The following is a 13,655-nucleotide window of genomic DNA, read 5'->3' as shown; positions in this document are numbered from 1 at the left end:
TGGAGGACCCCATGACCCACGCAACCGAATCCCTCTATATCGACGGCCGCCGGGTGGATGCCACCTCCGGAGAGACCTTCGCGGTCATCAACCCCTTCGATGGCACCACCTTGGCCGACGTGCAGCAGGCCAGCGAAGCGGACGTGGACGCCGCCGTCGCCGCCGCCCGCCGTGGCCAGCGCGTCTGGGCCTCGATGACCGGCATGGAACGCGCCCGCGTTCTGCAGCGCGCCGTGGCCCTGCTTCGCGAGCGCAATGACGAGATCGCCGAGCTGGAAAGCCGCAATACCGGCAAGCCGATCAGCGAGACGCGCGAGGTCGACATCGTCACCGGCGCCGACGTGCTCGAGTACTACGCCGGCCTGGCCCCGGCCATCGAGGGCAGCCAGATCCCGCTGCGCGAGTCCTCCTTCGTCTATACCCGTCGCGAGCCGCTGGGCGTGATCGGCTCCATCGGCGCCTGGAACTACCCGATCCAGATCGCCTGCTGGAAGTCCGCCCCAGCGCTGGCCGCCGGTAACGCCGTGGTCTTCAAGCCCAGCGAGATCACCCCGCTGACCGCCATGGCACTGGCCGAGATCTTCACCGAGGCCGGCCTGCCCGACGGCGTGTTCAACGTGGTTCACGGCGACGCCCGCGTCGGCCAACTGATCACCGGCCACGGCGACATCGACAAGGTGTCGTTCACCGGCGAGGTGGGCACCGGCAAGAAGGTGATGTCGGCCTCCGCCGCGTCCAGCCTCAAGGACGTGACCATGGAGCTGGGCGGCAAGTCGCCGCTGATCGTGTTCGACGACGCCGATCTGGACCGCGCCGCCGACGCCGCCATGATGGCCAACTTCTACTCCAGCGGACAGATCTGCACCAACGGCACCCGCGTGTTCGTCGCCAGCGCCGTCAAGGACGCCTTCGAGGCCAAGATCGCCGAGCGCGTGGCACGCATCAAGGCCGGCGATCCGATGGATCCGGCGGTCAACTTCGGCCCGCTGGTCAGCTTCGAGCACCAGGAGAAGGTGCTCTCCTACATCGCCATCGGCAAGCAGGAAGGCGCCCGCGTGCTGGCCGGCGGCGAGGCCTGGGACCAGGGCGACTGGGCGCAGGGCGCCTGGGCCGCGCCCACGGTGTTCACCGACTGCAGCGACGAGATGCGCATCGTGCGCGAGGAGATCTTCGGACCGGTGATGTCGATCCTCGCCTTCGACGACGAGGAAGAGGTGATCCGCCGCGCCAACGACACCGCCTACGGCCTGGCCGCCGGCGTGTTCACCGAAGGGCTGAACCGCGCCCATCGGGTCATCCACCGGCTGGAAGCCGGCATCTGCTGGGTCAACACCTGGGGCGAGTCCCCCGCCGAGATGCCGGTGGGCGGCTACAAGCAGTCCGGCGTCGGCCGCGAGAACGGCGTCGAGACCCTGGCCCACTACACCCAGACCAAGTCGGTGCAGGTCGAGATGGGCGCCTTCGAGTCGGTGTTCTGACCCACTCTCCCCCGATGACCGCCGGGGACAGGTCGTAGCGAGGATTTTTTGCCAGGGATGGCAAAAGTAGCGCCCAAGGAAGGGTTCAAAGCGACCTCGTGATGGTCCGGCACTCCGGGACCTGTCGCCGGGAAAGATCATCGCTGCCGAGAGTTGTATCACCTGAGCGCGGAGGCATGCTTCGCGCCCCGTTCGGCGAGACCCGACGCCTCGCCACGAGACCCTTTTGACTGTTTCAGGGAGGCTCCATGTCGCAGTCCCGTGAGTTCGATTACGTCATCATCGGCGCCGGCTCGGCCGGCAACGTCCTGGCCACCCGCCTGACCGAGGACCCGGACGTCAGCGTGCTGCTGCTCGAGGCCGGCGGCCGCGACCATCGCTTCGACTTCCGCACCCAGATGCCGGCGGCGCTGGCCTATCCGCTGCAAGGCAAGCGCTACAACTGGGCCTTCGAGACCGCCCCCGAGCCGCACATGGACGGCCGGCGCATGGAATGCGGCCGCGGCAAGGGCCTGGGCGGCTCCTCGCTGATCAACGGCATGTGCTACATCCGCGGCAACGCCCTGGACTACGACAACTGGGCCAAGCGCGACGGCCTGGCGGACTGGACCTACGCCGACTGCCTGCCCTACTTCAAGAAAGCCGAGACCCGCGACATCGGCGAGAACGACTATCACGGCGGCGAAGGGCCAGTCAGCGTGACCACGCCGAAGGAAGGCAACAACCCGCTGTATCATGCCTTCATCGAGGCGGGGCAGCAGGCAGGCTACCCGGCCACCGAGGACGTCAACGGCTATCAGCAGGAAGGCTTCGGCCCCATGGACCGCTTCGTCACCCCGAACGGTCGCCGCGCCTCCACGGCCCGAGGCTATCTGGACCAGGCCAAGCCGCGTCCCACTCTGACCATCGAGACCCGCGCCACCACCGACGTCATCACCTTCGAGGGCAAGCGCGCCACCGGCGTTCGCTACCAGCGCGGCGGCCAACCCCAGGAGGTCAAGGCGCGTCGCGAGGTGCTGCTGTGCGCCGGCGCCATCGCCTCGCCGCAGATCCTGCAGCGCTCCGGCATCGGCCCGCAGGACGTGCTCGACGAGTTCGGCATCACGCCGGTGCAGGTCAACGAGAACGTCGGCGCGCACCTCCAGGATCACCTGGAGATGTACATCCAGTACGAGTGCAAGAAGCCGATCTCGCTGTATCCGGCGCTGAAGTGGTACAACCAACCGAAGATCGGCGCCGAGTGGATGCTGCTCGGCACCGGCGTGGGCGCCAGCAACCAGTTCGAGGCCGCCGGCTTCATCCGCACCCGCGACGACGAGGAGTGGCCGAACCTGCAGTACCACTTCCTGCCCATCGCCATCAGCTACAACGGCAAGAGCGCGGTGCAGGCCCACGGCTTCCAGGCCCACGTCGGCTCCATGCGCTCCGAGAGCGAGGGCCGGGTGCGCCTGACCTCGCTCGATCCCAAGGCCGCGCCCTCGATCCTGTTCAACTACATGTCCACCGAAAAGGACTGGCAGGAGTTCCGCGACGCCATCCGCCTGACCCGTGAGATCATCGAGCAGCCGGCCATGGACGAGTACCGCGGCCGCGAGATCTCCCCGGGGCCGGACGTGAAGACCGACGCCGAGCTTGATGCCTTCGTCCGCGAGCACGCCGAAACCGCCTACCACCCCTGCGGCAGCTGCCGCATGGGCGAGGGGGATGACGCCGTGGTCGACGGCGCCGGCCGGGTCCACGGCGTGGAGGCCTTGCGAGTGGTCGACGCCTCGCTGTTCCCGGTGATCCCTACCGGCAACCTCAACGCGCCGACGATCATGCTGGCCGAGAAGATGGCCGACAAGATCCGCGGCCGCGAGCCGCTGCCGAAGAGCGACGCGCCCTACTACGTCGCCCACGGTGCTCCGGCCCAGCGGGAGCCGCAGCGCCGCAGCGCCTGATCGCTGCGCCAGCAACAGCCAGACGCCCCGCCCCGTGCGGGGCGTCTTGCGTTGGCCAAGGACCAAGAAGGTATTGGCTGCCAGGCTCCGGATGCGCTAGGCTGAAGGCATTCAAACAAGTGTTTAAATGTCACGGAGCCATCCACCATGCTGACCCTGATACTGCTGTTGCTGGCCGTCGCCGGCCTGCTCGTCGTGATGCGCCGCGAGGCAGGCGCCCTGCCCGCCCTGGGCGTGACCGGTGTCCTCGGCCTCGTCGGCCTGGCCACCGGCGCCGTGGCGATCGGCGTGCTGCTGCTGATCGCCACCGCGGCCATCGCCGTCTGCGGCCTGCCCCTGCTGCGCCGCCGCTGGCTCTCGCCTCGGCTGTTCGCCATGTTCAAGCGCGTTGCGCCCAAAGTCTCGGACACCGAGCGCACCGCCCTGGAAGCCGGCAGCGTGGCCTGGGACGGTGAGTTGTTCACCGGCCGCCCGAACTGGCAGACACTGCTCGGCTTCGGCGACGACGGCCTGAGCGACGACGAGCGCGCCTTCCTCGACCACCAGTGCGGCGTGGCCGCCGGCATGTGCAATGCCTGGGACATCGCCCGCGAGCGCGCCGACCTGCCCCAGGAACTGTGGGACTACCTCAAGCGCGAGCGCTTCTTCGGCATGATCATCCCGCGTGAGTACGGCGGTCTCGGCTTCTCGGCCAAGGCCCAGTCGCTGGTGCTGCAGAAGCTGTCGATCAGCGAGACGCTGATGGTCACCGTGGGCGTGCCCAACTCCCTCGGCCCGGGCGAGCTGCTGCTCAAGTACGGCACCGAGGAACAGAAGAACCACTACCTGCCGCGGCTGGCCGACGGCCGCGAGATTCCCTGCTTCGGCCTGACCGGCCCGCGCGCCGGCTCCGACGCCACCTCGCTGCCCGACATCGGCACGGTGGTTCGCCGCGAGATCGACGGGGAGGAGGTGCTGGGCCTCGAGCTGACCTTCGAGAAACGCTGGATCACCCTGGCCCCGATTGCCAGCGTGGTCGGCCTGGCCTTCCGCCTGTTCGACCCCGATCACCTGCTCGGCGAGGAAGAGGACCGCGGCATCACTCTGGCACTGGTGCCCCGCAACACAGAGGGCCTGGAGATCGGCCGTCGACATCACCCGATCGGCAGCCCCTTCCTCAACGGCCCGATCAAGGGCGACCGCGTCTTCGTGCCGCTGTCCACCATCATCGGCGGTGAGGAAATGATCGGCCAAGGCTGGCGGATGCTGGTCGAATGCCTGTCGGTCGGCCGCTGCATCACCCTGCCGTCCGGCGCCACCGGCACCGCCCGCTACGCGCTGGGCTGGACCGGCGGCTTCGCCCGGATCCGCCGCCAGTTCAACCTCCCGGTGGCCGAGATGGAAGGCGTCCAGGAGCCGCTGGCGCGCATGGCGGCGCTCGGCTACATCGCCCAGGCCGCGGTCTACCAGACCGCCAACACCATCGATCAGGGCGAGAAGCCGGCGGTGCCCTCGGCGATCCTCAAGAGCCAGCTCACCGAGTTCCAGCGCGTGATCCTGGCCGACGCCATGGACATCCACGGCGGCAAGGCGGTGACCCTGGGGCCACGCAACTACCTCGGCATCGGCTACAGCGCCAATCCGGTGGCGATCACCGTCGAGGGTGCCAACATCATGACCCGCAACCTGATGATCTTCGGCCAGGGGGCGATCCGCTGCCATCCCTACGTGCTGGAAGAGCTGGCCGCCAAGGACGCCGACGATCTCAGCGCCTTCGACAGCGCCTTCTTCGGCCACGCCGGGCTGATCTTCGGCAACGCTGCCCGCGCCCTGACCCAGGGGCTAGGCATCGGCCAGCCGAGCGTACCCTTCGACGACGTCGCCGCCCCCTACGCCCGCGACATCGCACGGCTATCAGCCGGTTTCGCACTGACCGCCGACGCCGCCATGGCAAGCCTGGGCGCCAAGCTCAAGCAGAGCGAGATGCTCTCCGCCCGCCTCGGCGACGTGCTCTCCAACCTCTACCTGGCCAGCATGCTGCTCAAGCAGTGGCATGAGGGCGACAAGGTCGAGCACGAGGATACCCTGCTACATTACGCCGCCCGCTTCCTGCTGGGCCGTGCCGAGCAGGCCTTCATCGAGCTGTTCGACAACCTGCCCAATCGCGCCCTGGGCCGGATGCTGCGGGTGGTGGTAATGCCGCGCGGCCAGCGCTGGGCCCGCCCTCACGACGATCTGACTCGAACCATCGCCCAAGCGGTGTCCCGCGACAGCGCCCTGCGCCATCGCCTGCTGGCCAACACCTGGGACGCGGACGACGGCCCCCAGGACAATCCGCTGGCCCGCTACAACGCCCTGCTGGCCACCCAGGAGCGCGCCGAGGCGCTGTATCGCACCGTCACCAAGGCCCATGCCAAAGGCGAGATTCCGGCCGAGGCCCTGCATCCCGAGCAGCAGGTCGACGCCGCGCTCGAGAAAGGCCTGATATCGGAAGAGGATGCCACCTTCATGCGCCAGCGCGAGGCCGAGGTGCTCGACATGCTCACCGTCGACGATTTCGACTACGACGCCTTCGTCACCGACAAGAGCAAGGTGCTGCGCCACCATCCGGCCTGATCCGACCTCTCGCCAGCGAACGCGACGATGCCCCGGCCACCCGCCGGGGCATCGTCGTTTCGGGATCGCCTCACACCGGCTCGCAACGTAACGGTCACATAACTCTTCTACTCTGCGCGGACATTTTCTACCAGGCCACGCCCATGACCGCATCGTCCCCACCCTCCGCGTCCAAGTCCGGCGCCCTCCCCGACTGGCTCAAGTGGCTGGCGATCGCCGGCCTCGTCTATCTGCTGCTGGTGGCCGTCACCATGATCGGCTCGGGGTTCAAGGCCGCCGCCGGCGATCAGGCCAGGACCCTCTTCGACTTCGCCTCCAATCCCTTCGCCGGCCTGGTCATCGGCACCATGGCCACGGCTCTGATCCAGTCTTCCAGTACCGTGACCTCGATCATCGTCGGCCTGGTTGCCGGCGGCATGCCGGTGTCGATCGCGGTTCCCATGGTGATGGGCGCCAACATCGGTACCAGCATCACCAACACCCTGGTCAGCCTCGGCCATGTCAAGGACAAGGAAGAATTTCGCCGCGCTTTCTCCGCCGCCACCGTCCACGACTTCTTCAACCTGCTGAGCGTAGTGATCTTCCTGCCGCTGGAGATCATGTTCGGCTTCCTCGAAAAGATCGGCGGCTGGATGGCCAGCCTGTTCGTCAACGCCGACTCCATGAGCATGGGCGGGCTCAATTTTATCAAACCGCTCACCAAGCCCCTCGCCAATGCCTTTGCCGACGTCTTCACGGCCCTCCAGAACGGGCTCGGGTTGCCCGAGTGGACCTCCGGCGCCCTGTTGATCCTGGCCGGCATCGGCCTGATCTTCTTCGCCGTGACCTACATCGGCCGTCTGATGAAGACGCTGATGGTCGGAAAGGCCCGCGAGATCCTCCACAGCACCATCGGACGCGGGCCCATCAGCGGCATTTTCTCCGGCACCCTGATCACCGTGCTGGTACAGTCCTCCTCCACCACCACCAGCCTGATGGTGCCCCTGGCCGGCTCCGGCGTATTCCGCGTCAAGGACATCTATCCCTTCACCCTGGGCGCGAACATCGGCACCTGCATCACCGCTCTGCTGGCCGCCACGGCAGTGAGCGGCGAAGCCGGCTATTTCGCGCTGCAGATCGCCCTCGTGCACCTGGTCTACAACGTGCTCGGTGTGGTGCTGATCTACGGCGTGCCCTTCCTGCGTCGGATACCGCTAGTGCTCTGCGAAGGGCTGGCAAAGCTGTCGGCGGAACGCAAGGTCTACGGCCTGGGCTACATCCTCGCCGTCTTCTTCGTCGTCCCCGGTGGCCTGATCGTGTTCACCCAATAAAGGAATCGCCGACATGACGGACCAAGCAAAACTCGAAGAGCTCGAGCGCAGGATCGACGAGACCCGGACCCTGCTCGACGAGCTGCAGAAGACCGCCCGCCAGCTGCGTGAGAAGCGACAGCATGAGGCCATCGATCAGCTCGAGGAGCTATTTCCGGATACCAGCCTGCTCGGCCCACTGGCCGCCGAGTGTCGAGAGCTCATCGCTCGCCTGAAGCATATGGTATGAGCTCCGACAAGCCCCGGTTAAAACCATCACGACGCCCCGGCATCGCCCGCCGGGGCGTCGTGCATTCGGCCACTGGCCGCCCCAGCTCGCCACGACCAGCCCCCCAAGGCGTCAAGGCAGTGTCGCGCCGACTTCCTGGCCAGCAGGCTGTACCGAGTCACTCCGCATGACATCTTCGGGCAACGGCGTCCCGCCCCCCGCCTGGGGAGGCGGGTAATCGCTGATAACATCAGCTAAAGCGGCCACACCAGCAGGATCATCGGGATGGCCACCGCCATCACCGCCAGCGACAGCGGCAAACCCAGCTTCCAGTAGTCGCCGAAGCGATAGCCGCCTGGCCCCATTACCAGGGTGTTGGACTGGTGGCCGATGGGCGTCAGGAAAGCACAGGAGGCGCTGATCGCCACCGCCATCAGGAACGGATCCGGGGACGCATCGAAGCCGCGGGCCAGGCTCGCCGCGATGGGCGCCATCAGCAGTGCCGCCGCGGCGTTGTTGACCACGTTGGACAGCAGCATGCCGATCGCGAACAGCGCCAGCAGGGTCACCACCACCGGCCAGTCGCTGCCCAGGGTCAATAGCCCCTCGGCGATCTGGTCAGCCCCACCGCTGGTCTCCAGCGCCTGGCCCACAGGGATCATGGCGCCGAGCAGCACAATCACCGGACCATCGATCGCCTGATACGCCTCACGTAGCGTCAGCACTCCCGCCAGCAGCGAGACCAGGGCGGCGGCGCTAAGCGCCACCGCCGCCGGCAGCCAGTCCAGCACCATGGCCAGGATGGCGGCGGCGAAGATGGCTACCGACACCAGCAGCCGGCGCGGCTGGCCCAGGGCCAGGTTACGGCTGGCCAGCGGCAGGCACCCTAGGGTGGCCAGGCTCTCGCCGATATCGCCCTCGCCGCCCTGCAGCAGCAGCACGTCTCCGGCGCGGAAGCTGATGTTGCGCAGCCGCTGGTTGAGGCGTCCGCCATCCCTGGCCACGGCCACCAGGTGCAGGCCGAACTGGTTGAGCAGGCGCAGCTGGCCGACGGTGCGATGCAACATCATGGAGTCGTTGCGCACCACGGCCTCGACCAATTGCAGGCCCTCGGTATCGACACCGCTGCGCTTGTCCTGATCTTCCTCGGCCGCTGGTTCCGAGTCGGCTCCCTTGTCCTCGTCGGTGGGCTCAGGGCCCACCGTCAACCCCGCCTTGTCCTCGAGCAGCGTCATCTCGTCGGGTCCGGCTTCTACCAGCAGGATGTCATCCGCCCGCAGCGTGCCGAGAAAGGCATGGCCCGGATAGCGTGCCTCATCGCGCACCACCGCCAGCACCGGAATGGGTTCCTCCACTGCCTCGAGCAGGTCGCGCAGCGACCAGCCCACCGCCTTGCCCTCCTCCGGCACGCGCAGCTCGACCAGGTAATGGGCGGTATCGAACATCGCATCCAGCGAGGCCTTGCCGGCCCGCTGGGGCACCAGAAAGCGGCCGGCCAGCACGATCACGGCCAGGCCGGCCAGGGCGACGCTGGCACCGACGGGAAAGAAGGCGAACATGCCGAAGCCCTCGCCGCCAAGCGACTGGCGATAGGCCGAGATGATGATATTGGGCGGCGTGCCGATCAGCGTGGTCAACCCGCCGAGCAGCGAACCGAAGGCCAGCGGCATCAGCAATAGCGAAGGCGGACTGTCATGCTCACGGGCCAGGCGCAGTGCCACCGGCAGCATCAGCGCCAGGGCACCGACGTTGTTCATCACTCCCGAGAGCACCAGCACCGTGCCGCTGAGCACCAGGGTTTGCAGAATCAAGCGGTCACCAACGCGCAACGCCTGCTCGGCGATCAGATCGACCAGCCCCGAACGCTCGAAGCCGCGGCTCAGCACCAGAACCGCGGCAACGGTGATCACTGCGGGATGGCCGAAGCCGAGAAAGGCCTCCTCGGCAGGGACCAGCCCCAGCAGCACCGATGCCAGCAGCGCCGCCAGCGCCACCAGGTCATAGCGGAAGCGGCCCCAGACGAAAGCCGCCAGGGTCGCACCGAGCAGGAAGAAGACCTGCGTGCTGTCGGCCATGACGGCTCACCTCCCTGTGATGAAACGAAAGCAACGATCAATGCCTTCATCATCGTCGCAAGCGGCATCGGGCACCACCTCTCGTTGCCCGCCTCACCAGGCGAGAGATGTCATGCGTTCCTCGATGCGCGTCACGAACTCGCGAACATACAGCGTCTGCATGGACGTCGTGGGGGTCAGAACGCCGATCTCGCGATGGATGGTAGGCTCGGCCACGTCGCGGAACACCAGCTCGGGAATGCGAAACGCCTCGATGGCGGAACGCGGCACAACGGCCAACCCATCACCCCGTCGGACCGTCATGATAGCGCCGAGCATCGAACGAATCTGATGGAACCAGTTGAGCTGGATCGACTCATCCTCCAGGGCGCGCTGGATGCGCAGCCAGTTACCACTCTGCTGAATGTTCGAGGCCATGGGATAGTCTCTCAGATCCCGCCAGCACAGGTTCTCCACCTCTGCCACCGGATGCTCTCGATGACAGACCACCCCCAGGGCTTCTCTCCCCAGCGTGCGGAACTGCACATTGGGATTGGCCGCCGTGAACATGCCGATCCCCAGGTCCAGGGTGCCCTTGGCGACTTCCTCCACCAGTTCGATGGCATTCATGTCCATCACGCGCAAGGCAACGAACGGGTAGCACTGGCGAAACTCCTCGAGCACGTCGGGAATCAACTGCATGCCCAGCGACGGTAGGCAGCCGATGCGAATGAGTTCTCGGCGGCTGGCCGCGGCACCACGCAGGCTCGCCAAGCTCTCTTCGGTGTCGATGACGATCTTGCGCGCCCGCTCCAGGAAGTTGCGCCCCGCCGCGGTCAGGTGTACCTGCCGGGTCGTGCGCGTGAACAGCACCACGTCGATCATTTCCTCGAGCTTTCGGATTCGACGGCTCAGCGCCGGCTGGGTGATGTTGAGCTGGTCGGCAGCGGCATGAAAGGAACCGAGGTCGGCCACCATGACGAAGGCGTGGAGGTCGGAGATACGCATTATTGATGCAACCATGTAATCAATACCGAATATTATTCGAATTATAATATCAGAGGATGTGTGCCAATCTGATTTTCAACGCCCCCCCAAGACTCGCGCCTTCAGGGGCGTGGGACACAACAACAACCCCCAGAGGTACGCAACGATGCACACTTCCCCCCGCCGTGTCTTCTCCCTGACCGCGCTGGCGGCCGCCATTCTTGCCAGCAGTGCAGCGCCGGCAAAAGCCGAGGAGACCTTCGAATGGACCATGGTATCGCCCCTGACGCCGGCCATTTCCTACATGTCCCACTACCAGGAAATGGTCGACAACATCAACGAGCGCAGTGATGGCCGGCTGTCCATCAACTTCCTCTCCTATGGGCAGCACCCTTTCAGCGGTGCCGACATCCTCTCCGCCGTCCGCGACGGCGTGGTGCAGATGGGCAATACCGCGGACGTCTATGTCAGCTCCAAGGAACCCGCCATCGCCTTTCTCGGCCTGCCGTTCCTGTTCGACGACCTGGACCAGGCCAAGTCGGTCTTCGCCGAACTCGAGGCGCCCTACTACCGGAAGATCTTTGCCGACGAATACAACGCCGAGCTCGCCACCAGCTTCATCATCAGCGGCTCGGCGATCCACGGCAATCGACCGTTGGATAGCCTCGAGGCCCTCGAAGGCCAGAAGATCCGAGTATTCGGCCCCGAGAGTGGCGAGATGATTCGCCTGTTGGGCGGCGAGCCCAGCACGGTGGCCTTCGGCGAGCTCTACACCTCCTTGCAGCGCGGCACCATCGATGGCGCTCTCACCGGCATGGATGGCGCCAGGGCCGCCCGCGTCTACGAAGTGGTCGATCACAACACTTGGTGGAACTGGTCCTATCCAGTGGAGTTCACCTTCATCAACCAGGACGCCATGGCGGCCCTTCCCGAGGATTTGCAGCAGATCGTTCGCGAAGAGACGCAGCACACCAACGAGCTGCTTCAGGCCGATCGCGACCTTGGCACCATGCAGATCCTCATCGATGCCATCGAGGACCAGGGCATCACGGTCACCGGCCTGGACGCCGACACCCGAGCGCTGTTCCGCGAACGCACCCAGCCGATCCGAGATGCCTGGCTGGAGGAGACCGGTGAACTCGGCCAGCAAGCCTTCTCCCTCTATGAGCAGAGCCTCCAGTAAGGGCCCATTACGATGTCCATCCTTGCCACGCTACACCGACTCGACACCCTGCTTGGCAGGGTGTCCCGGGTAACGTCAGGCTTCGGCAGAGAGCTGGCCGTCATCGCCATCGTGCTGATGATGCTGCTGGTCAGCCTCAACACCCTGGCCCGCGCCCTGCCCTTCACCGCCAGCCTCTACTTCGTCGAGGAGTACGCCGGGTATCTATTCGTCGCTCTGGCCTTCATGGGCCTGGCCGACACGTTTCGCACCCGAGGCCACATCCGCGTCGAACTGCTGGTGCAGCGCCTGCCGCCCAGGCCCGCTGCCGCACTAGAGCTGCTGGTGACCCTGGCCGCCATCGGCATCATCGCCATCCTGGCCTGGCATGCCGTAGCGCTGTTCACCAGCAGCCTGGCCAGTGGTGAACAGGCCCAGACCGTGACCCGTACTCCACTGTGGATCCCACGTCTGTTCCTGGCTCCTGGCTATGGCCTGCTGCTGATAGAGCTACTGGCCAACCTCAACCGTAGCTTGATCGGGCTGCTGACCGCCCAGGACGCCGCCATCACCACGTCCACGGCCGAGGGGAACTAGCATGGATCTCTCCTTTTTCACCCTGTCGATCGCCCTGATCATTCTCGCCGTCGTGCTGCTCAGCGGCATCTGGATCTCCATCGGGCTGGCAGGCCTTGGGCTGGCGTTGCTGCACTTTTTTCTGCCCCCCAGTTTGTTTCGCGTCGTCGAGACCATCCAGTACGAGGTGCTCAACGACTTCATCCTCGCCGCGATTCCGCTGTTCATCTTCATGGGCAGCCTACTGCTAAAGGGCGATGTCGCCACCAAGATCTACCAAGGACTTGCGCCGCTGATGTCGCGCCTGCCGGGCGGCCTGGTACAGACCAACATCACCGCCTGTGCGGTATTCGGCGCCTGCTCGGGCTCCAGCCTGGCGGGAGCTGCGACCATGGGCACCCTGGCAGTCGAGGAGCTTACCCAGCGAGGCTATGATCGCCGCCTGGTCTACGGTTCGCTGGCCGCCGGGGGCACCCTGGCCACCATGATTCCGCCCAGCATCCTGTTCATCCTATATGGCAGTTTCTCCGGGCAGTCCATCAGCACGCTGTTCATCGCCGGCCTGGCGCCGGCCCTGATACTGGTGCTGGCCTTCATGGCCTATGTAGCCCTGCTGGCCCTTCGTGTCTCGGGCACCTGCCCTCCTAGCGATCGCCTGCCCTGGGGCCAGACCCTGGCCGCCATGAAGTCGCTCTTCGCGCCCCTGGCCCTGATCGCGGCCGTGCTGGGCTCCATCTACACCGGCTTCGCCACCCCCACCGAGTCGGCCGCCGTCGGCTCGATGGGCGCCTTGCTGATACTGGCCCTGGAGCGTCGCCTGACCCGCGCGACGATCCACGACGCCGCGGTGATGTCGATCCGTACCACCTGCATGATCGCGCTGATGATGATCGGGGCCCATCTCGTTTCGACGGCGCTGTCGTTCATGATGATCCCTCAGCAGATCAGCCAGATGATCCTCGCCCTGGCATGGGAACCCTGGCACATCGCCCTGGTGGTCGGCCTGCTCTTCATCGGCCTGGGCTGCCTGATTGAAGGCACCAGCATGTTCTTCCTGACCTTCCCGATCATCTATCCACTGATGATGGACCTGGGCTTCGACCCTATCTGGTTCGGGGTCATGATGGCGCTGTTCATCGAGATGAGCCTGATCACGCCGCCGGTCGGCCTCAACTTGTTCATCATCAACCAGGTCGCGGGCGAGCGGGGCATGTCGCGCACCATCCGCGGCGCCCTGCCCTTCTTTTTCATCATGATCCTCGTCATGTGCCTGCTGATTGCCTTCCCCGGCATCGTGCTGTACCTGCCAAGCCTGCTCTGACCCATGCTTCCCACGAACGAAACG

10 protein-coding genes are annotated in these 13,655 nt (G+C 65.9%); 8 read left to right on the top strand and 2 right to left on the bottom strand.

Annotated features, from left to right (window positions below; genetic code table 11):
* Positions 1–11: 11 nt before the first annotated feature.
* The 5 genes from betB (at position 12) to ACGTN6_RS13825 (ending at position 7,552) form a co-directional block, all read left to right on the top strand.
* Complete coding sequence (betB, locus tag ACGTN6_RS13845) at positions 12–1,478, top strand: betaine-aldehyde dehydrogenase (RefSeq protein WP_394592461.1); 1,467 nt, start codon at positions 12–14, stop codon at positions 1,476–1,478.
* Positions 1,479–1,726: 248 nt separating this feature from the next.
* Entirely contained in the window at positions 1,727–3,418 is a 1,692-nt protein-coding gene (gene betA / locus ACGTN6_RS13840) for a choline dehydrogenase (RefSeq protein WP_394592459.1), read from the top strand.
* A gap of 147 nt (positions 3,419–3,565) precedes the next feature.
* Positions 3,566–6,013: an acyl-CoA dehydrogenase gene (locus ACGTN6_RS13835; RefSeq protein WP_394592457.1), complete on the top strand. Its 2,448-nt coding sequence runs from the start codon at positions 3,566–3,568 to the stop codon at positions 6,011–6,013.
* 143 nt (positions 6,014–6,156) lie between these two features.
* Positions 6,157–7,323 carry a Na/Pi symporter gene (locus tag ACGTN6_RS13830; RefSeq protein WP_394592455.1) on the top strand — a complete coding sequence of 389 codons (1,167 nt, stop codon included), beginning with the start codon at positions 6,157–6,159 and terminating at the stop codon, positions 7,321–7,323.
* Positions 7,324–7,336: 13 nt separating this feature from the next.
* Complete coding sequence (locus ACGTN6_RS13825) at positions 7,337–7,552, top strand: hypothetical protein (protein ID WP_394592454.1); 216 nt, start codon at positions 7,337–7,339, stop codon at positions 7,550–7,552.
* Between the two features lie 233 nt (positions 7,553–7,785).
* Here ACGTN6_RS13825 and ACGTN6_RS13820 read toward each other — a convergent pair whose 3' ends face one another.
* Together ACGTN6_RS13820 and ACGTN6_RS13815 are read right to left on the bottom strand one after the other, a co-directional pair.
* The gene (locus ACGTN6_RS13820) at positions 7,786–9,606 is read right to left on the bottom strand and encodes an SLC13 family permease (protein WP_394592452.1); all 1,821 of its coding nucleotides are present in this window, start codon (positions 9,604–9,606) and stop codon (positions 7,786–7,788) included.
* 93 nt (positions 9,607–9,699) lie between these two features.
* Positions 9,700–10,608: a LysR family transcriptional regulator gene (locus ACGTN6_RS13815; protein ID WP_394592450.1), complete on the bottom strand. Its 909-nt coding sequence runs from the start codon at positions 10,606–10,608 to the stop codon at positions 9,700–9,702.
* Positions 10,609–10,738: 130 nt separating this feature from the next.
* Here ACGTN6_RS13815 and ACGTN6_RS13810 point away from each other — a divergent pair, with 130 nt between their 5' ends.
* Genes ACGTN6_RS13810 through ACGTN6_RS13800 form a run of 3 tightly spaced genes read left to right on the top strand, consistent with a single transcriptional unit; the run spans position 10,739 to position 13,631 of the window.
* Positions 10,739–11,755 (top strand): TRAP transporter substrate-binding protein, encoded by a 1,017-nt coding sequence (locus ACGTN6_RS13810; protein ID WP_394592448.1) that lies wholly within the window; start codon positions 10,739–10,741, stop codon positions 11,753–11,755.
* 12 nt (positions 11,756–11,767) lie between these two features.
* Positions 11,768–12,331 carry a TRAP transporter small permease subunit gene (locus tag ACGTN6_RS13805; RefSeq protein ID WP_394592446.1) on the top strand — a complete coding sequence of 188 codons (564 nt, stop codon included), beginning with the start codon at positions 11,768–11,770 and terminating at the stop codon, positions 12,329–12,331.
* A 1-nt stretch (position 12,332) separates the two neighbouring features.
* Positions 12,333–13,631 carry a TRAP transporter large permease gene (locus ACGTN6_RS13800; RefSeq protein ID WP_394592444.1) on the top strand — a complete coding sequence of 433 codons (1,299 nt, stop codon included), beginning with the start codon at positions 12,333–12,335 and terminating at the stop codon, positions 13,629–13,631.
* The last annotated feature ends 24 nt before the right edge of the window (positions 13,632–13,655 follow it).

The sequence above is a fragment of the Halomonas sp. B23F22_20 genome (genome assembly GCF_043496985.1).
Classification (GTDB): domain Bacteria; phylum Pseudomonadota; class Gammaproteobacteria; order Pseudomonadales; family Halomonadaceae; genus Halomonas.
The sequence above is the reverse complement of the archived record's forward strand: the minus strand, read 5'-3'. Positions and strand labels throughout refer to the sequence as shown.

Excerpts from the sequence above, each read along its gene's own strand:
- betB (WP_394592461.1), top strand. The coding sequence starts at position 12 with ATGACCCACGCAACCGAATCCCTCTATATCGACGGCCGCCGGGTGGAT.
- ACGTN6_RS13825 (WP_394592454.1), top strand. The coding sequence starts at position 7,337 with ATGACGGACCAAGCAAAACTCGAAGAGCTCGAGCGCAGGATCGACGAG.
- ACGTN6_RS13830 (WP_394592455.1), top strand. The coding sequence starts at position 6,157 with ATGACCGCATCGTCCCCACCCTCCGCGTCCAAGTCCGGCGCCCTCCCC.
- ACGTN6_RS13815 (WP_394592450.1), bottom strand. The coding sequence starts at position 10,608 with ATGGTTGCATCAATAATGCGTATCTCCGACCTCCACGCCTTCGTCATG.
- betA (WP_394592459.1), top strand. The coding sequence starts at position 1,727 with ATGTCGCAGTCCCGTGAGTTCGATTACGTCATCATCGGCGCCGGCTCG.
- ACGTN6_RS13810 (WP_394592448.1), top strand. The coding sequence starts at position 10,739 with ATGCACACTTCCCCCCGCCGTGTCTTCTCCCTGACCGCGCTGGCGGCC.
- ACGTN6_RS13800 (WP_394592444.1), top strand. The coding sequence starts at position 12,333 with ATGGATCTCTCCTTTTTCACCCTGTCGATCGCCCTGATCATTCTCGCC.
- ACGTN6_RS13820 (WP_394592452.1), bottom strand. The coding sequence starts at position 9,606 with ATGGCCGACAGCACGCAGGTCTTCTTCCTGCTCGGTGCGACCCTGGCG.
- ACGTN6_RS13835 (WP_394592457.1), top strand. The coding sequence starts at position 3,566 with ATGCTGACCCTGATACTGCTGTTGCTGGCCGTCGCCGGCCTGCTCGTC.
- ACGTN6_RS13805 (WP_394592446.1), top strand. The coding sequence starts at position 11,768 with ATGTCCATCCTTGCCACGCTACACCGACTCGACACCCTGCTTGGCAGG.